Annotated in this window: 18 protein-coding genes and 4 pseudogenes; 7 read left to right on the forward strand and 15 right to left on the reverse strand. The window is 63.6% G+C overall.

The genetic code is table 11. The annotated features are described in order from the left end of the window. Position 1: 1 nt before the first annotated feature. The 7 genes and pseudogenes from ACXPWS_RS18985 to ACXPWS_RS19015 form a co-directional block, all read right to left on the reverse strand. A pseudogene (locus tag ACXPWS_RS18985) lies at positions 2-136 on the reverse strand (ATP-binding protein); the annotation flags it as partial. Between the two features lie 17 nt (positions 137-153). Next, positions 154-345: pseudogene (locus ACXPWS_RS18990) on the reverse strand (integrase core domain-containing protein); the annotation flags it as partial. A gap of 92 nt (positions 346-437) precedes the next feature. After that, positions 438-1610 carry a cupin domain-containing protein gene (locus tag ACXPWS_RS18995; RefSeq protein ID WP_458708146.1) on the reverse strand — a complete coding sequence of 391 codons (1173 nt, stop codon included), beginning with the start codon at positions 1608-1610 and terminating at the stop codon, positions 438-440. Between the two features lie 165 nt (positions 1611-1775). Then, complete coding sequence (locus ACXPWS_RS19000) at positions 1776-2072, reverse strand: hypothetical protein (RefSeq protein ID WP_458708147.1); 297 nt, start codon at positions 2070-2072, stop codon at positions 1776-1778. A gap of 200 nt (positions 2073-2272) precedes the next feature. Further along, positions 2273-2841: pseudogene (locus ACXPWS_RS19005) on the reverse strand (transposase); the annotation flags it as partial. A gap of 81 nt (positions 2842-2922) precedes the next feature. Beyond that, positions 2923-3045: pseudogene (locus ACXPWS_RS19010) on the reverse strand (ATP-binding protein); the annotation flags it as partial. Between the two features lie 742 nt (positions 3046-3787). After that, a complete protein-coding gene (locus ACXPWS_RS19015; protein ID WP_458708148.1) occupies positions 3788-4126 on the reverse strand; it encodes a PLD nuclease N-terminal domain-containing protein in 339 nt (112 codons plus the stop codon). A gap of 160 nt (positions 4127-4286) precedes the next feature. Between ACXPWS_RS19015 and ACXPWS_RS19020 the strand changes: the two genes are divergently transcribed. The 3 genes from ACXPWS_RS19020 (at position 4287) to ACXPWS_RS19030 (ending at position 6646) form a co-directional block, all read left to right on the forward strand. Next, a complete protein-coding gene (locus tag ACXPWS_RS19020) occupies positions 4287-5180 on the forward strand; it encodes a LysR family transcriptional regulator (protein ID WP_458708149.1) in 894 nt (297 codons plus the stop codon). Positions 5181-5256: 76 nt separating this feature from the next. After that, positions 5257-5979 carry a class I SAM-dependent methyltransferase gene (locus tag ACXPWS_RS19025; RefSeq protein WP_458708150.1) on the forward strand — a complete coding sequence of 241 codons (723 nt, stop codon included), beginning with the start codon at positions 5257-5259 and terminating at the stop codon, positions 5977-5979. A gap of 43 nt (positions 5980-6022) precedes the next feature. Continuing rightward, positions 6023-6646: an HAD family hydrolase gene (locus ACXPWS_RS19030; RefSeq protein ID WP_458708151.1), complete on the forward strand. Its 624-nt coding sequence runs from the start codon at positions 6023-6025 to the stop codon at positions 6644-6646. 152 nt (positions 6647-6798) lie between these two features. Here ACXPWS_RS19030 and ACXPWS_RS19035 read toward each other — a convergent pair whose 3' ends face one another. The 4 genes from ACXPWS_RS19035 to ACXPWS_RS19050 are packed head-to-tail and all read right to left on the reverse strand — an operon-like array spanning position 6799 to position 10659. Next, positions 6799-7341 (reverse strand): N-acetyltransferase family protein, encoded by a 543-nt coding sequence (locus ACXPWS_RS19035; RefSeq protein WP_458708152.1) that lies wholly within the window; start codon positions 7339-7341, stop codon positions 6799-6801. Positions 7342-7394: 53 nt separating this feature from the next. After that, complete coding sequence (locus ACXPWS_RS19040) at positions 7395-8246, reverse strand: SDR family NAD(P)-dependent oxidoreductase (RefSeq protein WP_458708153.1); 852 nt, start codon at positions 8244-8246, stop codon at positions 7395-7397. Further along, the gene (locus tag ACXPWS_RS19045; protein WP_458708154.1) at positions 8243-9070 is read right to left on the reverse strand and encodes an SDR family NAD(P)-dependent oxidoreductase; all 828 of its coding nucleotides are present in this window, start codon (positions 9068-9070) and stop codon (positions 8243-8245) included. Before ACXPWS_RS19045 ends, ACXPWS_RS19040 begins: the two co-directional genes overlap by 4 nt. Continuing rightward, a complete protein-coding gene (locus tag ACXPWS_RS19050; RefSeq protein ID WP_458708155.1) occupies positions 9067-10659 on the reverse strand; it encodes an FAD-dependent oxidoreductase in 1593 nt (530 codons plus the stop codon). The genes ACXPWS_RS19045 and ACXPWS_RS19050 overlap by 4 nt, the downstream gene beginning before the upstream one ends. Positions 10660-10786: 127 nt before the next feature. Here ACXPWS_RS19050 and ACXPWS_RS19055 point away from each other — a divergent pair, with 127 nt between their 5' ends. Beyond that, positions 10787-11815 (forward strand): AraC family transcriptional regulator, encoded by a 1029-nt coding sequence (locus ACXPWS_RS19055; RefSeq protein WP_458708156.1) that lies wholly within the window; start codon positions 10787-10789, stop codon positions 11813-11815. A gap of 36 nt (positions 11816-11851) precedes the next feature. Here ACXPWS_RS19055 and ACXPWS_RS19060 read toward each other — a convergent pair whose 3' ends face one another. Both ACXPWS_RS19060 and ACXPWS_RS19065 read right to left on the reverse strand, forming a co-directional pair. Beyond that, the gene (locus ACXPWS_RS19060; protein ID WP_458708157.1) at positions 11852-12532 is read right to left on the reverse strand and encodes a TetR/AcrR family transcriptional regulator; all 681 of its coding nucleotides are present in this window, start codon (positions 12530-12532) and stop codon (positions 11852-11854) included. Further along, on the reverse strand, positions 12529-13440 hold the full coding sequence (locus ACXPWS_RS19065) for a fumarylacetoacetate hydrolase family protein (RefSeq protein ID WP_458708158.1): 912 nt from the start codon (positions 13438-13440) through the stop codon (positions 12529-12531). Before ACXPWS_RS19065 ends, ACXPWS_RS19060 begins: the two co-directional genes overlap by 4 nt. Before the next feature lie 94 nt (positions 13441-13534). Between ACXPWS_RS19065 and ACXPWS_RS19070 the strand changes: the two genes are divergently transcribed. Then, entirely contained in the window at positions 13535-14284 is a 750-nt protein-coding gene (locus ACXPWS_RS19070) for an MBL fold metallo-hydrolase (protein WP_458708159.1), read from the forward strand. 9 nt (positions 14285-14293) lie between these two features. Beyond that, positions 14294-15664 carry an alpha/beta hydrolase family protein gene (locus tag ACXPWS_RS19075; RefSeq protein WP_458708160.1) on the forward strand — a complete coding sequence of 457 codons (1371 nt, stop codon included), beginning with the start codon at positions 14294-14296 and terminating at the stop codon, positions 15662-15664. 36 nt (positions 15665-15700) lie between these two features. Here ACXPWS_RS19075 and ACXPWS_RS19080 read toward each other — a convergent pair whose 3' ends face one another. Continuing rightward, positions 15701-17251, reverse strand: coding sequence for an MFS transporter (locus ACXPWS_RS19080; RefSeq protein ID WP_458708161.1), 1551 nt, complete (start codon positions 17249-17251; stop codon positions 15701-15703). A 112-nt stretch (positions 17252-17363) separates the two neighbouring features. Here ACXPWS_RS19080 and ACXPWS_RS19085 point away from each other — a divergent pair, with 112 nt between their 5' ends. Continuing rightward, positions 17364-18248: a helix-turn-helix transcriptional regulator gene (locus tag ACXPWS_RS19085; RefSeq protein WP_458708162.1), complete on the forward strand. Its 885-nt coding sequence runs from the start codon at positions 17364-17366 to the stop codon at positions 18246-18248. 106 nt (positions 18249-18354) lie between these two features. On the opposite strand, the gene ACXPWS_RS19090 is transcribed toward ACXPWS_RS19085, so the two are convergent. Further along, complete coding sequence (locus tag ACXPWS_RS19090) at positions 18355-19008, reverse strand: hypothetical protein (RefSeq protein ID WP_458708163.1); 654 nt, start codon at positions 19006-19008, stop codon at positions 18355-18357. Positions 19009-19017: the final 9 nt, after the last annotated feature.

Raw genomic sequence — 19017 nt, forward strand, 5'->3', positions numbered from 1 at the left:
CTTAGCTGTTGTTCGTTAGGTTCTTGCCGAGGAGTTCGCGGCGAGTTCGAGTGCGGTAGGAATCCCCGATCAGGGTAAGCACTTCGGCATGGTGCATGAGCCTGTCGATCATGGCAGCGGCGACTGAGGGGGACCCGTTTGGTGGTCCAGTTGCTATGCGACTTTCGGTTGGTGGGTCGTGGCCCACTGTAAGGCAAACTCGGCGGGGGTGAGATCACCGTGGGCGGAGTGGGGTCGGTTGGCGTTGTAGTCTCGGCGCCAGTCCTCGATGATCACCCGGGCTTCCAGCAGCGCATCGAAGCGCCAGGAGCTGAGAAGTTCATCACGTAGCCTGCCGGTGAACGATGAAGAATGTCCGGTATTCCTACGCGACAGGGCGATTGGGATGACGGCACTTGAGCCGGCCCATGCGAACAGCCGAACCAGCTGATGCCCCCTCAAGAACTTGAACAGACCGTGACCAGACCTTCGGTGATGAGGCGCCGGACAAGCGTCAGTCGGCTGGCATCGTCAAGATCACCCGGCAGATGCGCGGCGGTGAACTCACCGTCGCGTGAAATGACGAACTTCAGGTCCAGTTCGGCTACCGATGGAAGCCGGATCACTTTGCCATGGAAGCGCAGAGACACCTTGTCATCGTCAGTACCGAGGGTCACGTCGATTCCTGCCCGCCGGATTAGCCGCGTTTCGCCGTCCACAGTTGGGGCAATATTCAGATCCAGAAGGTGCCCTCGCAGGGCCGGTCTGATGCTCTGTAGCGCGATCTCGGCCGCATTGGCGATGATCGGCGCCGGACGCAGGCCCCGCCCGAAGTTATCCACGAGTTCGAGCAAGCGGAGTTCGGCTGCTTTTCGTATCTGCGCGTCGTGGACGAACCCGGGCGGCAACGACTGCCTGAATGTGGGGTTTCCCTCGGCGGCGTCCTCCATGGCTTGGATGAGCACCGTCGCCCAGGTGACCGGCATGACCCCTACTGTCATGTGAACCGATGTCGCGCCAAGCGCAACCGCGTCATGACCGAATCCTCGCGGTATGTAGATCGCATCACCGGGATGTAAATCGAACTCCTCCAACAGTTCCCAGGGCCCAGCCTCGTCCTTACGGTGCGGCTGGCCAGCCAGCGGAAGACGAATCTGGTCCTTGTACAGGCGCCAGTGCTTGACGCCCTCAACCTGCAGTACGAAGACATCATGGGTGTCGTAGTGCGTTTCGAGTCCTTGTTCGTTCGGCGGCGTCAAATAGACATTCACCTGCACGTTCGCCGAGAACTCGGAAGCCAGGAACTGGCAGAGTTCCATCAGTTCAGATGAGCGTTCCTGCAGGAAGTTCAACGCAATCGTCGCCCCGCGGCGGTAGTGGTCAAAAACCGCTTCGATCCCCGACGGTCGGCCATGGCCGTTGAGGTCGGATAGTGGGGCCTCCTTGCCGTCGTGCAATATCCTCACGCCCGGCGCGCGAATACTCGATGTCGTCAACAAACGGTCGACGTCTGCCAGCGACAGTAGATTCTGATAGTAGTCGCGATCCTGGCGTCGGATGACGAGCGGTTTCTGCTCCCAATAATTGCGCTTGAATGTCGCTGGGTCGACTGGTGCGATGAGGCGCGCCAAATCGTGAACTATGTTCATTGCCGCCGTCCTGTGGTGTTCGATGTCAAGGCGCCGAGGCGATCTGAGGGAGACTGGAGGTGACGGCCGTCCGCCGGGACAGTCTTCATCGCCCAGGCGGTTCGTGCCGACGTCCAGCGGATAAATGGCTGGATGGAGTGCGGCCGACTAAATGGTGTCGGTCACGTCCTTGCGATGCAGATGGTCTGGTCCCTCGTTGTTGCCCAACACCGGCCCGTAGTTATCTTGCTCGGTATTTGCGCTACGCCTCGAGATGGAGATGTTCTCGAGCAGAGCAGAAGACGGCACACGCACCTTGATGGTCACCACCTCGATATCCTCATCCGTCAACTGAGATGTTCCGGCTACTAACGGCCCTTGGATGGTGAAGACGGTTTCGGGCGTGGCCTCGATCTTCCTCTTGATGCTGTCGAGCCGCTGATCGGTCGGGTTGGCATCGCTCATGATTGGCTTCTCCTTGAATTGAAACTCAGGTCCCAGCGGAAATCTGAGGGCAAAGGTTTTCTGCCCCCATAGGTGTCGCCGCACGGGCTGTGTGCGGACAGTTCAATAGTTGATTGGTTTCTCGCTCATGGCACGAGTAGTGGACTACCCGAGTGTTGTCAGTGGCCAAGCAGAAGTTCCCGCCGTGGCCAGGAAAATCCCACCCGCAGGCCCTCCTCGCGCCACAACCGGCGGACGCGCTTGTTGTTGACCTCCCAGCCCGCCCGACGGGCCATCTTCGCCGCCCGCCGCCAGCCCCACCGCGGCCGGTCGACCGAGAACCGGCGCAGCCACGCCCGCAGCTCAGCCTCCTCCGTGGTCACCGCCGCCGGCGTCAACCGCATCGTGGAGCGGTGCAAGCCGACGACCGTGCAGGCCCGGCGCTCAGACACCCCGAACCGCTCACGCAGCGCAATGACGGCACTACGCTTGCGGTTCGGGGTTAGAAGTTTCCCGACGAAATCTCCTTGAGCATGTCGATGTCGAGGGCCTGATTGGCGACCAACTTCTTGAGCCGGGCGTTCTCAGCTTCGAGTTCCTTGAGTCGTTTGGCCTCGTTGGCCTTCATGCCGCCGTACTGGGCCACCCAGCGGTGCCACGTGGACTCGGTGACCTGCAGGTGCCGGCACACCGCGGCCAGCTCCTGGCCGGTCCCGAGCAGCTTGTTGCCCTCGGCGAGCTTGCGGATGATCTGATCCGGGGTGTGCCGCCGGCGCTTGTTCATTGCCATGTCGTCGGTGATTCTTCCTGCCCGAACACTCGGACAACAGAGTCCCACAACGACTGGACCACTACAGGGGGCTCACCTCACGACCACATCGTCGGAGAACGATTCGCCCCAGCGCCCGAACGGCAGATTGGAGGTCACCATGATCGAGCCGATTTCGCACCTCGAGGCGATCAGCTGGAAGAACAGGTTGGCCGCGTCAACCTCCACCGAGTTGCCAGACAAACGTGGGTCGGCATCCACTAGCCGCCATCGCGTCATCGGTGTCCCCCGACTGGAGATTTCGTGAATCAACTTGTCGACTCATCAGCCGTCGGCAAACTGGTCCGATGCGCATGCCGGGCAGTCATCCGCACAACGACAAGGATCGCCTGAGGAGCCCTGCTGGAATTTCGCTCTGGACCATCATTGGTTGCGTCTGGCCATTGACCTCAACCCACCCGGGCGTGGGCCGCGGCATAATTTCGTGAATGTCCGGGTAGCCACCAAACCGAATTGCCGTCAGACTGAGACCGTACTCGACGCCGTCTGCAGTGAACGTCACCATGCCGTCTTCGGAATAGCACTTCAACACCCCCACAGACACGGTTAAGTTCCAGTCCCCCACCGAATCCTTCGATAGCGGCGGGCTCACGGCAGTCGGCGTCAGACGAGGCTGGGCCAGCGGAACATTCGTATCTCCGGAACATCCACAAATGGCCAGAAGCAAGCCGAGACCCGCAGCGGCCCAAGACGTGTACCGAAACACCTCCATGACGGCATGGTAGTCACCCGTGACCGCATATAGCGGACATACGTACGCCAGCACGGCGCTCCCCGATATGGCAGCCGCCAATTAGCGACCTAACCGAAATACGAGCGGCCAGCCAGCCGCCACTCGGCGTCCGCGCCACCGGACTCTGCCGGAATCGTTGACACCAACCACACCACTGGACTGCGCCGAAATCGACTAGCCGTTCCGGAGGCATTGATGACCGCGACCCCGAAGCCTCGCGCAAGACACAGAAGGCCAACCATCGATTTCAGGGGGTCTGTCGGTTGTAGGTCTGGTCCGTGTCGCGTGGCGTCCGACCAGCAGCCATGCCATCGCACCAGCGACGGATAGCAGCATCACTGTCGCGACCCACGCCGCTTTCTCACCGGAGTGCAGATGCTCGGCCTCAATGGCCAACACGTCGCCGATCGCCCATACCCACAGCAGCGCCGCAACGCTGATCGCCACTACCCCCACCGTTGACTCCTTCCGGCTTGACGACGCCAGGCTCATCGCAACAACCGCATCGACCATTGCCGCTCCCCAGCTGGATGGCCGAATAGGACTGCCCCATCTGGTATTTCGAAGGCTTCACGGTGGCGCAGCGTTGCCCTTTTGAATGTTCCCAGCATGGACTCACAACGACTGTTCACACAAGCAACGCTTTGTTGACGATTTGTTTAGCATTCACTTCATGGATGTGGAACGCCTGCGACTGCTGCGCAACTTCGCCGAGCACGGCACCGTGCACGCCACTGCGGAGGCACTGTCTTTGACGACTTCGGCGGTATCCCAGCAGCTCAAACGACTTCAGCGAGAGGCAGGCGTGCAGCTGCTCGAACCCCACGGCCGACGTGTGCGCCTCACCGAAGCAGGTAAGGCACTCGTGACACGCGCCGATGACATTCTCGCCGCACTGGACCGCGCGACCGCCGAGATGGAAGCCTTCCGGACTACCCCGCGTGGCGCCGTGCGGGTGGCGATAGTTCCCTCTGCAGCGGCGATGCTCCTCCCGGGCCTCATCGCCGAGACGTCCCAAATCGGTGTGGAGGTGATCGCCCGCGATATCGACCACTCCGCGGCCCGAACACCCGAACTTCTCGCCGAGCACGATGTTGTTGTGATCGACCGCGACGAACGCGACACCACCACGTGGGGTCCCAGATACAACTCGACCTTTCTGCTGCGTGAACCACTGGACCTACTTCTGCGGCCGGATCACCATCTGGCCGCCAACGACTCCATCGCCTTGCATGAGCTTGCGCACTGCCCCTGGATCAGCGTGGAGATCGGGCGCATGGTCGACGACGTGTTGCGCTCCCTCGCCACCATCTCAGGGGTGCAGCCACGGATCATTCAACGCATCAATGACTTTCGCGTCGTCGAAGAACTGGTGCTTTCCGGGGTCGGCATTGCGCTGCTTCCCCGCTACGCACCCACGGTTCGAGAACTCATCCGCAAACCCGTCGACGGCATCAATGTGGCGCGCCGCATCGACGCGATCACCCGCACCGGCACCGCACAACGCCCCGCCATCGCCGCCGTCATAGACATCTTGACCCGCGTTGCCAGCAGGTCGTCGGACTGACAGGACTCAGGAAATCCAGGAACTAAACCCGCCATGGGTGCGCCAACCGCGGGTAAGCCTGTTCGATAATGGCGTGATGACCGAAGCCGTGGGAAACCATCCCCAGTACGACGTCTTCGCCGATGACTACCTCACCCATGCTCAGGCCGGCCTGTTCAACGCACACTACGACCGTCCTGCGTGCCTGGGTCTGCTCGGCGACGTCGAAAGCGCGACGATCCTGGACGCGGCGTGCGGACCCGGGCTTTACGCCGACGAATTGACTGTCCGGGGCGCACATGTGATCGGGTTCGATCAGAGTCCGCGCATGGTCGAGCTGGCCCAGCAACGAGTACCCACAGGAACTTTCAGGATCCACGACCTCGCCTATCCCCTCGAGTGGCTCGCCGACCACTCCGTGGACCGCGTGTTGTTCGCGTTGGCGTTGGAGTACGTCGACGACAGGCTCGGCGCACTGCGTGAGTTCCGACGCGTTCTTCGCCCCGACGGTGCACTCGTGCTGTCACGGATGCACCCCACCGGTGACTGGCTCCGCCACGGCGGGAACTACTTCCGACCACGCGTCATCGATGAAACGTGGAGCCGCGGATGGCGGGTGCGCTATTGGCTTTCGCCACTCGAGCAGACCTGCGACGAACTCCACCAAGCAGGCTTTCTCATCGAGCGACTGCTCGAACCGCGTCCCGTCCCGACGGCGGCTGCCATCGACCGGGACAAGTACGACCGCCTGCACCGCGAACCCACGGGATTTCTCGCCATTCGGGCGATACCGGACCCCCGCCAGGACGCACCCTCGTGACCCAGACCCCGTCTCACACGACGATGGCGACGGCGTGAACTGCGTGAAGCTGCCAGAAGGGCTGCGTGCACTCGTCTTCGACATCGGCGAAACCCTCATCGATGAATCACGCATGTGGACCGAGTTCGCGCTCAACGCCGGCGTCACACCGTTCGCATTGATGGGTGTCATCGGCGCCTTGATCGAACGCGGCGAAGACCACCGTTCGGCATGGCCCATCCTCGGAGTCGATCCTCCCTCAACACATCCAGACGTCACCGCCGCTGACCTCTATCCCGACGCCCTCGATTGCGTGCGCGCGGCCAGAACCGCCGGGTTCATAGTCGGCGTTGCCGGCAACCAGCCCCGCAACATCGTCACCAAACTCGCCGGCCTCGGGTTCAGCGTCGATTTCGTGGCCTCATCGGCAGAGTGGGGCGTTGTGAAACCCTCACCGGACTTTTTCCGGCGGGTCATCAGCGCAGCGCAACTCTCAGCGCCTGAAATCATGTACATCGGCGATCGCCTCGACAACGACATCCTTCCCGCCCACGACGCGGGCCTGCGTACAGCGCTGATTCGCCGAGGCCCCTGGGGGTACCTCCACTCTCAGCGTCCGCCATCCAATGTGGCTGACCTGCAGCTTGACTCGCTGTATGAGTTGACGTCTGCGTTCACGGACGAATAACCAAGGGGATGTTCTCTGCCGGCTCGACGCGTTGCCACAACGGTTGGCGTCACCGGCGCCCCATCTGGCATGGTGCGTGGTGCGAGGATTCGGGTTCATTCGCTTTTGCGCCGACTGCTGATTCGCATGCTGGTGTGCGGTGGGCACGACCATCAGACGGAAACCGTCAGCTCACCAGACAAATCAAACTTGTACCTGACCTCGCAGAGATACTTGCCGCCAACAAAATCCGTTCGTTCGCGCCCCTCGATAGTCCAGCCGGCCCGCGCGTAGAAGCGGCGTGCACCGGCATTGGTCGACGACACCCACAGATAGGCCACGCCATAGCCCGCCTGACCCAAAGCCTTGCAGGCGGCCGCCAGGAGTGCGCTTCCCACGCCGGACCCCCAGCGCGCGGGATCGACGTAAAGCGACCAAATCTCGCCACAATCACCGCTATTGTGTTCCCGAAGGCGACCGATCGTGACGTGCCCACACACAACGCTCCGCTCCACAGCGACCAGCGTGTAGGGGCCGTTCACTTGATCCATCCGCTCAAACCGGTAGCGGCCGGCTCGCTCATCCGCCCGCAGGGCATCAAGGTATTTCTGGGAGATCCATCCCGCATAGCCGACCTGCCAGGAACGGACGTGCGTCTCCGCCACCGCCAGTGCATCCGCGGGCACCGCATCCCGCACTTCCACCACGAACTCCACTACCTACCCGTTGACCGTCGTGAAGCAGGTTGGCAGTGGTAAGGATGGCCCGATCATCGCAATTCCATGCCACGCAACAGGTTTTGAAATGTGTCGTCGCGGGCGAGCTTGCTGTCGATCAACGGATTGAGGACGCCGCGCAGCGCTGAGAACGTCCTCCATCGCTTCGGTACCTGAATGCTGGGCGAGCGGCGCTCAATACCCCGCGTGACAGCCCGCGCCACCGCGACGGGCGACACCGGCCGATGCAGCGGCGCCGGGAACGCGTGCGCAACCAACCTGGTCGCAAGGTCGTCAGCACCGAACGCCACGTCGGCGATGGGTGTGGCCACCCAACCCGGGTAGAGCACGCCGGCGCTCGCCCCGCGGCCGGCCAACTCCACTCTCAGCGATCGGCCGAGCTGTTCCACGGCTGCCTTCGACGCGGCGTACGGGATGTTGGCCACGCCATTGACGTAGGCGTAGGTGGACGAGGTGATCAGCACGTGGCCGCGGGATTCGAGAATGGCCGGGAGTGCAGCCCGCACAGTGTTCCAGACCCCGACGAGGTTCACGGCGATCACCTGTTCGAACACGCCGTCCGGCACGGAATTCGCGGTGTGCGCGGTGTTTCCGCTCGAGATGCCGGCATTGGCGAAGGCCACGTCCACGCGGGTGAAACGGTCACGGGCGGCCGCGAATACGTCGTCGAGCGCCGATTTGTCGGTGACATCCGCGGCAAGGGCCAACGTTCGCGCCGGGCCGAGGCCGTCCGCGACGCAGTCGACTGCGTCTTGGTGGCGGTCGACCAGGACGACGCAGGCGCCGCGCTGATGGAGCGACGCGCCGACGGCCGACCCTATACCACCTGCAGCGCCGGTGATGACGATCACGGCACCGGTGAGGTCGATCGGCGGTTGCTTCATGAAGCCTTCCCGCGGCCGACGTATACGTGTGCGATCCGCCTGCGCGCCGTAGCCGCGACGACGCCAGGTAGGAACCGGTTGGCCAGGACCGCAGCCCGGGTTAGCCGGCCCGGGACGATCAACCTGCGCCCGGCGGCCACGCCGGCGATCGTTTCCGACGCGACTTGTGCCACTGATAGTTTCGGAATGGTGAGGGTGTGTTCCCGGTTCTCGGGGGTACGGCTGGCGTCAAGCGAGTCGACCATCGGTGAGTCGAACTCGCCGGGACAGACCAGACTGACGCGAACACCCTCGGGCTCGACCTCGAACGCGAGGGCACGAGTGTAACCCGCGATGGCATGCTTGCTGGAACAATATGCGGTGTAACCGAATACACCGATGAGTCCAGCAACTGATGACACGTTCACGATAGTCCCGGGGTGCCCATCGAAGGTTGCGAGAGCTGCCTTGCACGCGTTGACGGTGCCGAAGAAGTTGACGTTCATCACGCTGTGGAAATCTTCGATGGTCAACTGCGCGGCATAGCCCTCGATGAGGATGCCCGCAGAATTGATCAGGGTGTCGATGCCGCCGGTCGAAGATGCGAGGTCGGCGAAGGCCGAGCGGGTGACGTCGGGGTCGGTGACATCGAGGCTGAGCGCTCGGACCTGCGCGTCGGGGGTTTCGCGCCGTACGGCGTCCGCGGCCTCGGCGAGCCGAGATTCGTTGCGCGCCACCAGCGTGACCGCGACGCCGCGGGGGGCGAGTTGGCGGGCAAGCTCAAGCCCGAGGCCTGACGATCCACCGGTGATGACGCAATGGTGGCCGGGACCGAAACGGTTCACGAGCGGGCTCCTGCCTTCGGCGGCACGTGGCTGAGTGCCTCTTCCGCCATCGCGGTGATGGTGAGGCTGGGATTGACTCCTACATTGGCCGGCATCGTCGATCCATCGGTGATCAGCAAGTTGGCGTACCCAAACGCCCGCCGATACCGGTCCACCACGCCGTCGTCTGGCGTCGATCCGATGACGGCACCACCCAGGATGTGCGCCGTGGTAGGCGCGTCGAAAAGCGACTCTGAAATGGAGGACTGCGGATAGCCGCCGATGATGCGTGCCGCGCGCCGCGCGACCTCGTTGGCGATGGGTAGATAGCTGCTCGGAGCCGGCCCGTCGGCGGGTTCGGTGACCAGCCTTCTGCCCCAACGCGCCGGTCTCAGGCGGAGCGACGAGTCAACGCTCTGCATGACGGTGAAGATGACAGTTCGACGTGACCATCCCCTGGTACGCGCGGGGTCCAACCAGCGTTGAGGTTGCCGCACGATCTTCCACAGGAATTTTCCTGCTCGGCCCCGGCCCTCGGTCATGGGTCCGAAGATCAGGCCGAGCAGATCGCCGCCAAGGCCGTAGGTGTTGTTGGTGAAATGGGTCTGCTCGTCGGGGTGCACGCTGGAGGTGATGGCGAGGTCCGCCCGCAGATCGGCGTTGCGTTCAAATGCCGTTGCGGCGACGATCGCTTCACTGTTGGTGCGAACGATATCTCCGATTCGTGGCGACAGCCGGGGAAGCGACCCGGAATCGCGCAGCGTGTGGAGTAGACGCGTCGTTCCCAGCGCCCCACCCGCGAGGACCACTCCGGCCGCGTGGTCACAACGGCGATCCTTGCGCAGCCATCGCCCGGTCCGCACGCTCGTCACGATGTAGCCGTCGGCTCCGTCGGCGCGACCCGCCGGGGCGATGTCGGTGACGGTGCGTTCGGCGCGGATCCGGGCGCCCTTCTTCTGCGCAAGATGGAGATAATTCTTCACGAGTGTGTTCTTGGCGCCGTGCCGGCAGCCCAGCATGCACTGTCCGCAGCGGATGCATCCGCTGCGGTCGGGGCCGGCCCCGCCGAAGTACGGGTCCGCGACGACAATCCCTGGCGTTCCGAGGAACACACCGACCTCGGTCGGGTGGTACGCGTCGGCGACACCGAGTTCGGCTGCAACGGTGCGCATCATCCGTTCACTAGGTCCCTCCGACACACACGTGACGGCACCCAACATCCGTTGAGCGGTCGCGAAGTGTGGTGCCAACACTGCGCGCCAGTCTGCGAGACTCGCCCACTGGGGATGACGGTAGAAGGCGTCGGAATGCGGAACGTAGAGCGTATTGCCGTACACGAGCGATCCCCCGCCGACACCGACGCCGCTGAGCACCGACACGTGCCGCAGTGGGGTCAACGCGAGGATTCCCTTTAGCCCCAGGCTCGGAGCCCACAACAATCGGCGGACATCGAAGGCCGTACGGGCGAAGTCAGTGTCGTCGAACTGGCGGCCCTGCTCGAGCACCGCCACCTCGTAACCCTTCTCGGCGAGCCGCAGCGCGGCGACGCTGCCGCCGAAACCGGAGCCGACAATCAACCAATCCAAGGGGGCGGCGGCATGTGCGGCCATCAACGGGGCGTGCCTCCATTCCCAGTACGTACCGAAGAGCAACCGTAATCCGGTGCCGTCGCCCGGTGTAGGTGCATAACGGACGAAGAGTTACTAGATTCGGCACCGAGGATGCGGAGGTAGCTGGATGGTCGAGTGGGACGTTCCGCGATCGGGTTCAGGCGCCCGGGTGATGGTCGAACTCGGCCTCGCCCGTGGGCTGTCGGTGCAGGACGCGCTTCGGGGCACCGGCTTGAGCATGTCGCAGCTCGCGGACGGCGGAAGTCAGATCTACACGGGGCAGGAATTCACGGTGGTCAGCAACGTCGTGGACGCGTTGGGCGATCCGCCCGGCCTCGGTATCGAGGCCGGCATGCGCTTCCAACTGCCGCTGTACGGTACGTTCGCGTTCGCTCTCATCAGCAGCGCCACTGTTCGATCGGCGATCGACACCGTGTTGCGCTCGCTGAGCCTCACTTTCGCCTTCACCAGCGTGACAAGCACGCCGTGCCGTGGGCAGACGAACTTCGTCTTCACTGCACCCGGCATCCCGCAGCGGCTGCGACGCTTCGTCGTCGAACGCGATATCGCGGGGGTGCGACGACTGCACTGCGAGATCTTTCCCGCCGCTCCGCCGCTGCCGGTCGGCTTCGCCTTCCCAGAGCCTGCCGCAGCAGACGTCGGCCGCTACGACGACGCGTTCGGTACCCGACCCCGATTCGGGGATGACGAGTCGATGATTGTGGCGGACAACGCTCTTCTCGACCTGCCGATGCCACAAGCCAACGAACAAGTCCTGGCGCTGGCTCTGGCGCAGTGCAGTGACTTGTTAGAACAACGCAGGCCGCGCCGGGAAACCGGCCGACTCGTGCGTGACTTTCTGGTGCGCAACCTGGCCAACCCGCCCGACGCCAGAGTCGTCGCCCAAAGTCTCCACATCAGTGACAGAACGCTGCGGCAGCGCCTGTCCGCCGAGGGAACCTCGTTTCGCGTGTTGGTCGAGGAGGTTCGCAGTCGCTTGGCCGAGGAGTTCCTCGCGGATGGGATGCCAGTCTCCGAAATCGCGAACCGTCTCGGATACCGAGAGCTGTCAAGCTTTTCGCAGGCATTTCGCCGATGGAAGGGTGTCGGGCCGCGCGACTATCGGGCGATGATCGCCACAAAGCCGAAATTGTGACTGCGGTGGTGCGTCAGGTGCCAGTGTGTCTCGGGGTCACGACGGTGTCGTGACCAGGGCGTGGATGCCGCCTTCGACGAAGCGCAGTAGCGCCTGGTGGCGCTCTTCGATGTCGTGGGTATGCAAGCGGCCTTCGGTGAGGCTGTCCAGGCGAAGGTTGTTGGAGTAGGTATGCATGGTGGCGGCGACCAGGTGCAGATAGGCGTCGTAGATGGCTTCTTCGCCGGCGGCGGGGAACAGTGCGTGTAGGTGGGCGATGAAGTCCGCGGCGGTGGGGTTGAAGTCCTCGGCGACGAAGCGCCCGATGGGATGCCCTGAATTGGCGAATTGGGCGATGAACCGGAAATAGTTGTCCCATCCGGGATTACCGGCTCGCTGGCGCATCGGTTCGGTGAACGCTTCGATGACCGCACGCAGGCGCCGGGCTCGGGGCCCTCGGGCGGGGAGCGCCGCGAGGCGGGCGCGGCGGTCATCGTTGAGGGGCTGAATGCGGCGAACCAGGACCGCGCGGAACAAGCCTTCTTTGCCGCCGAACTGCTCGCTGACCGCGGCCAGCCGGGTGTCGGCATGCTCGGTGATGTCGCGAACGCTGACGCCGAAGTAACCACGGGCGGCGAACAGCTCTTCGGCACTGTCGAGCAGTCGGTTTCGCAGGACGGCTCGGTTGACCTCACGCGAGGTCCGGTTCTGTTGGCTATCGGGTGCGGGCTTGGTCACGAGGCGATGATGGTGTGTTCGATGCTGCCGATGCCGTCGATGCAGAGCTGCAGGGTGTCTCCGGGTTGCAGCCAGTGCCCGGTCTCCATGCCGCTGCCACCGGGCAATGTGCCGGTGCCGAACAGTTCACCGGGACACAGGTGTTCGCTGCGTGAGGCGTGCGCAAGGACCTCGCCCAGGGTGTGTTGCATGCCGGCGCTGGACACGGTGGTGACCGTGACGCCGTTGACGGTGACGGTTCCATGCAGATCGTCGATATGGGGAAGGATCTCGTCGGCGGTGACGGCCACCTCTGACAACGAGTTGATGAAGTGTTTGGCCTTCTGCGGTCCGAACCCGCTGTCCATCTCGGCACGCTGCACGTCGCGGGCGCTGAGGTCGTTGAGCACGACGAACGCGCCGATCGCGTCCAGCGCCTCGGCGGGGGTGGCATTGAAAAGTCCACGGGCCAAGACGAATCCGATCTCCAGTTCGTAGTCCAACGCGCGGGCGTAGGACGGTGCGGCGATCGGTGTGCCCGAGGGCACGAACGTCATCGCGTTGGACATGTAATAGATGGGCTGGGCGTAGAACAGCGGCTTGGGCTTGAGTAACGGGAACGTGCGCCGAGTCAGCGATTCGACCGTCTTGACGAGTCGGTACTGCCCGGGATGGAAACGCCGGATCAGACCACGGCTGGCGTCCAGGACATGCTGTTCATAGAGCATGAAGTCGCGAAACGATACCGGCTGAAACGGTAACAGCACGGTGCTGTGCCGCAGGTGCTCATCGGCGCGGGACAGTTCCCAATCTCGATCGAAAACCTGACCGCCCAGCGAGCCGATGTCATCGCACGTCAGCCAGGAACCGCTGGCGCCCTGGGTCTGCACCTCCAGGCCACTCTGTGTGCGCACGCGTCTCAGCCTCACCGAAATCCTTCCGAAGCCGAACAGTCGTTCCACTCTAGCGCAGATCGATGTTAGTGTCGGAACAGTTGTTCCGAAATTGCTGAGGAGTTTGCGCATGCAGGAGGTTGCCGCCGACGTGTTCTGGGTCGAGGGCACCGCCGTCAACTGGGTGTTGCTGCGCGACGAAACGGAGCTCACCCTCATCGACGGGGGCTGGTCGGGAGACACCTCCCGGGTGGAGGACTCGATCCGAGCCTTGGGGCGGCACCCCCTCGACGTCCGGGCGGTCCTGCTGACTCATGCCCATGTGGATCACATGGGCGCGATCAACCACTTCCACAAGCACTACGGCACACCGGTGTTCATGAGCAGCGCCGAAGTCATCCATGCCCGGGACGGGCATCTCGAACAAGCTCGACCCGCTGACATCATCAAACGCTGCTACCGGCCCTCCGCATTGCACTGGGCTGCACGGGTCATGGCTGCCGGCGCGCTGAAACCTGTGAAAATTCCGCATGCCCAGCCCTACCCGCGCGCGGGCGCCCTCGACCTGCCTGGCGCTCCGATACCGGTCCCCTGCGCAGGCCACACCTCCGGTCACAGTTCGTTCCACCTGCCCGACAAGGGCATCCTGATCACCGGTGATGCGCTGGTCACCGGTCATCCACTCTCACCTGTCACCGGTCCTCAGCTTCTGCCGCCGTTCTTCGCTCATGCACCCGCCGATGCCGAAGCCGCGCTGGCGACACTGGCGGGTATCGGCGCCGAGGTACTCATTCCTGGGCACGGGCTGCCGTGGCGCGGCACCCCCGCCGCCGCCGCCGAGCAAGCCCGTCACTGGGCCAGCATCACCAACGCACTCTGAGAGGACCCCATGGCCGAGGCCACCCTGGCGCAGAAGCTTCTCGTGACCGCGTGCGCGATCACCCGCAGCACTGATCTGGCTACCCGCTGGACCGGGGCGGCGCCGTTCCTGCCCGCCTTGTTCGTCCTGCGCTACGCCAACATGGGCGGACTCGACCAGACCGAGTTCGCCGAGCAGATCCGCGCGGTCCGATCCTTCCGCGACGACCGCTGGTGCCGCCACTGGAACACCATTGCCGACGGCCATGCCAGGCGGGCCACCGAGCTGCTGCGAACCCTCGCCGGTACCGACTCGACCAACCTCCTCGATCTCACCAACGCGGACGCCGCGAGCTTCGCCGACAACATCGACAGGGTGACCGCATGGATCGCCCCCGCTGCGCAGCTGTTCGCCGACCACGGACCGCAACCGGACACCCGCACGCTCGCCGCGCTCGTCGACGAGCACGCACCATCCGGTGATCGCACGCGGATCACGTTGGCGTTGAGGGCGATTGACGCGTGGGTCAAGGCGATCACCTATTACCAGGTCAGCGCCTTCCACGGACACGACACCCAGCGGATGCGGGCCTACTGGCGCTCCCGGCACCTCTTCGATGCGTTGATCAGCGCATTGGCACCCACACTGGGCCTCACCGTCGAACACGTCGACATCCCGGCAGCTGGCGGCGACGTTGTCCGCGGCTACCTCGTCGTGCCACCCGGACCGGGGCCACATCCGGTGGTGTTGACCACCAACGGCTTGGAAGGCACCGCGCAGGAATTGGCGATACCGCAATTGCGCTACCGCGATTCGGGGATGGCGATGTTTCTGATGGAGATGCCCGGCAGCTACGCCTACTCGGAACGGATGCGCCCGGCATCGGAGGCGGTCTACCACCAGGTGATCGATCACCTGGCCGCCGATGAACGGCTCGACGCGCAGCGGATCGCCATGGTCGGGGTCAGCTTCGGCGGCTACTGGACCGCGCGTACCGCCGCGACCAGCGATCGGCTGGCGTGCGCCATCGCGTGCGGGGCGCCCACGCACCGCTCCTTTCACGGCGGCGCGCTGGGCACTCCACAGATCATCCTTCGCACGCTGGCCGATACCGTCGGCGCGACCAATCCGATCGACCTGATGCGCAAGCTCAAAGCACTATCCATCCGGGATCGATACCGGCACATCACAATTCCTCTTCTCGTGATCAATGGCGATCACGACACCCTGTTGAGTACACAAGACAGCGTCGACCTCGCCGACGCCGCCCCGAACGCCTCGCTGCTGCTGTATCCCGACGACGATCACTGCGCGATGGGTCATTACCGCCAATGGCTCGATTATTCGCAGCGCTGGCTCCTGGATCACCTCGCGGCCGCGACCCATACACGCGCCACCTGAAACATGCCGCGAGTCAACTGAACTCGTTGGCATGGGTCATGGCTTTTCACCTTCGGACACGTCGGCTGGATGGATTGCGACGTGTGCTGGGCTTTCGGCGGAAGGTGCCGGGGCCAAGGCGATGTGGGTCAAGATGGCGCCGATCATCGACAGAACCGTCAGACAAATGCCTACTGTGTGGAATGCGTGGGTCACACCGTCGACGAGTACTGCGTGGTGGGCGGAATCGATATGGCCTTGGATGGCTTGCCCTGCCATGCGGCTGGCATCGATGTCGTCTGCGCTGAGATGACGGGCAGTCAATGTGGTGAGAAGTGCGGCCGCAGCCGACACCGCGAGGGATTCGCCCGTGATGCGCATGGTGTTGAATATCCCCGCCGCGGCACCGGAATTGGCGATCGGGACGGTGCTGACGGCGGCGTTGTCCATGACGCCGAACGCCAGGCCGACACCGATACCAAACGGCAGTAGCGGCATGGCGAGCAACAGCCACGAACTGTGGTCGGTCAAGGTGGTAAGTAGCGCGGATCCGAGCGCGATCAGCAACGACGCTGCCGTCAACACCGCGCGCAGTGAGGTTCGCGCCGCGAGAACTGATGCCATCAGCGGCAAGAGGAGCACCGGAGCGGTCATCGGTAGCAGCAGCAGCCCGCTTGCGGTGATGGAACGCCCTGCTGCGCCTTGCAGATAGGCCGGCAAGTAGACCAACAAGATCACAAAGCCCAGGGTGACCGTGAACGGCTGGCAGACCACCGCGGCGAACGCCGGTTTGCCGAACAGCCGTATGTCGAACATCGCGCGTGGGCCCAGGTGAAGCTCCAGCCAGGCAAACCCGACTAACAACGCGGCGGCACCGCCGAACAAGCCCAGCGTCGTGGGGTGAGCCCATCCGTGCGCACCGGCCGCGACGAAGGCCACTGACAACACGGTCAGGCTCGCGGTGAATGTCAGCAGACCTGGCCAATCAAGCCCGGGATGCTCAGGGTTATGGGACTCGGGTGCACGAGTTGCGCACACCCATGCCGGGATCGCCAGCACGGCTATCAGGACGAACACCGATCGCCATCCCCAGGTTTGGGTCAACGTGCCTGCCACCATCGGACCGATCGCCAATCCCGTACCGAACGACATCCCCAAGATGCCGAAGGCGACCTGGCGGCGATGACCCGAGGTGGCATACGCCAGGATCGCCGCGCCGGAGGCCAGCACACCCGCCGCCCCACAGCCCTGCAGCATCCGTGCGAGGTTGACCAACGCCATGGACGGAGCAACCGTGACGAGCACCGCAGCAAGACCGACCAGCGCGATGCTGACCAGCAGGACGCGACGCCGTCCGACGCGATCGGCCAACGTGCCGGCAGCCAGCGGCAGGGCGGCGAAGGTGATGTTGAAGGTGTTGAGGGTCCATTGGGCATCGGCGACCGACGCGTGCAGGCTACGAGATAACTGCGGCAAGGCGAGCGCAGCGCCGGTCACTGCGAACGGCAGCAACATGCTGGCCAATCCAATGGCCGCCACTGTGAACCAGTAGTCATGGGAGGGTGCCTGCCGGCCAACACCGTGGTCGTGGGCGATTCGATCTGTCATGACAGCGATCGTCGAACTCAAGCCTTGTGGGGTGAAGAGAACCCCAGACCCTGGGACTGACAGGTCCACCTTCAGCACCCCTTACCCGCGCCGCACGGCCGATACTGGATGGGTGAAACAGCAAGGCACCGAACTCGGCCGTTACCTGCGTGCCCGTCGGGCCATGGTCACGCCACAGGACGTGGGCCTGCCGTCGACGCCGCGGCGCCGCGTCGGCGGACTTCGACGTGAGGAAGTCGCCGAGATCGTGGGTCTAAGCACGGACTACTACGTGCGCCTCGAGCAGGGCCGCGCCGTGCACCCCTCAGGCGGGGTTCTCGACGCTCTGAGCCGCGCGTTACTTCTCGGACCCGCCGAACGCATACACCTGTACAACCTGGCCCAAACGCCCACAAGTACGCCCAACAACTCGCCCCAACATCACCACCGAAACACGCTGCGGTCGTCGCTGCGCCACGCAGTCTGCGGTGTCCAGGACGCACCCGCAATGATCATGAACGACCGCAGCGACGTCCTCGCCTGGAACGGCCTCGCCACCGCGCTGATCGCTGACTTCCCTACACTGCCGCCGGCGCAACGCAACATGGCTTGGCAGATCTTTCTCAATCCGCACGCACCTGAGATTCACCCGGACTGGAACGATGCGGCACGCACCACGGTCGGCATCTTGCGGATGGCTGCTGGACGCCACCCCCGCGATACCGCACTCAAGCACCTCATCGGTGAGCTCACCGTGGGAAACCCGACGTTCGCCAAACTGTGGTCCACCCAACATGTCCACGAGAAAACTCACGGCCCAAAGAAGTTCAATAACAAGATTATCGGGCAGATCAGCCTCAACTACGAGACCTTCCACATCCCAGCGTCCGACGACCATCAAGTGCTCGTCATCTATACGGCTGCGCCGCACAGCCCAGAACAGGACCTCCTCAACCGACTGACAGCGACTATGGCAGACAAACAGGAGATATCCGCTGACGCGTCAACAACGTCCTGACCCGCAACAGCTAGATTCCATTTCTTGGTGGCGTACCGAGCCTCTCCCCCAGTGGCGCTGAGGAACTCCGCGCCATCGGCATGCGCCAGTGTCCAGTTTTCGTCGACTACACGACTTGGATGTTGTTGAACACCGAGTCCGAGTCTGCTTGGTAGGTCTTGTTGTTGGGATCTGCAGTTTGACTGAACACGCCGGCAACGACAGCTCCCGTGGGGTTGGGAACCAGCACCATCAACGCGGTCACCAGCAGCGGTGCTGATGTCGTGGACAACGCTTGCGTGTAATTGATGTGTCGCGCCTGGAACCCGCAGACTTCTGCCGGTGTCACCGCAAATGCCGACACACCGACACCTTTAATGCCTTGCACGTAGGCGTCGAAATCGCCCTGTGGGTCAGAGACGCTCACGACGATCGATGTGTGAGCGCCCGGAACGCTCAGCGCATCGTTGACATAAATGGCTTGTATGCCTGTATCGCTCTTCGCCGCACCTTTCATCCAGCCTGGCATCACCGGAACACGCAGTGCCGGGCGCGGTTCGGCGCCGGGCAGCTTCACCGTCAGCCAATGATCGGGGGTGACGGTCACCGGTGAACATCCCTTGCCGGGATGAGGCGAAGCCGCTGAGGTGGATTGCGCCACTGATGACGGTGATTCGCCGCTCTTCGCGGTGACAGCTTTCGATGAGCACCCCGCAACGACGACGACGATCGACCCGATCACCGCGCCGGCCCACAACATGCTGCGGTTGAACGACTTCATTGCTAAACC

The sequence above is a fragment of the Mycobacterium sp. BMJ-28 genome, from assembly GCF_054404835.1.

Excerpts from the sequence above, each read along its gene's own strand:
- ACXPWS_RS19000 (WP_458708147.1), bottom strand. The coding sequence starts at position 2,072 with ATGAGCGATGCCAACCCGACCGATCAGCGGCTCGACAGCATCAAGAGG.
- ACXPWS_RS19050 (WP_458708155.1), bottom strand. The coding sequence starts at position 10,659 with ATGGCCGCACATGCCGCCGCCCCCTTGGATTGGTTGATTGTCGGCTCC.
- ACXPWS_RS19075 (WP_458708160.1), top strand. The coding sequence starts at position 14,294 with ATGGCCGAGGCCACCCTGGCGCAGAAGCTTCTCGTGACCGCGTGCGCG.
- ACXPWS_RS19055 (WP_458708156.1), top strand. The coding sequence starts at position 10,787 with ATGGTCGAGTGGGACGTTCCGCGATCGGGTTCAGGCGCCCGGGTGATG.
- ACXPWS_RS19015 (WP_458708148.1), bottom strand. The coding sequence starts at position 4,126 with ATGGTCGATGCGGTTGTTGCGATGAGCCTGGCGTCGTCAAGCCGGAAG.
- ACXPWS_RS19025 (WP_458708150.1), top strand. The coding sequence starts at position 5,257 with ATGACCGAAGCCGTGGGAAACCATCCCCAGTACGACGTCTTCGCCGAT.
- ACXPWS_RS19070 (WP_458708159.1), top strand. The coding sequence starts at position 13,535 with ATGCAGGAGGTTGCCGCCGACGTGTTCTGGGTCGAGGGCACCGCCGTC.
- ACXPWS_RS19090 (WP_458708163.1), bottom strand. The coding sequence starts at position 19,008 with ATGAAGTCGTTCAACCGCAGCATGTTGTGGGCCGGCGCGGTGATCGGG.
- ACXPWS_RS19080 (WP_458708161.1), bottom strand. The coding sequence starts at position 17,251 with ATGACAGATCGAATCGCCCACGACCACGGTGTTGGCCGGCAGGCACCC.
- ACXPWS_RS19020 (WP_458708149.1), top strand. The coding sequence starts at position 4,287 with ATGGATGTGGAACGCCTGCGACTGCTGCGCAACTTCGCCGAGCACGGC.
- ACXPWS_RS19040 (WP_458708153.1), bottom strand. The coding sequence starts at position 8,246 with ATGAAGCAACCGCCGATCGACCTCACCGGTGCCGTGATCGTCATCACC.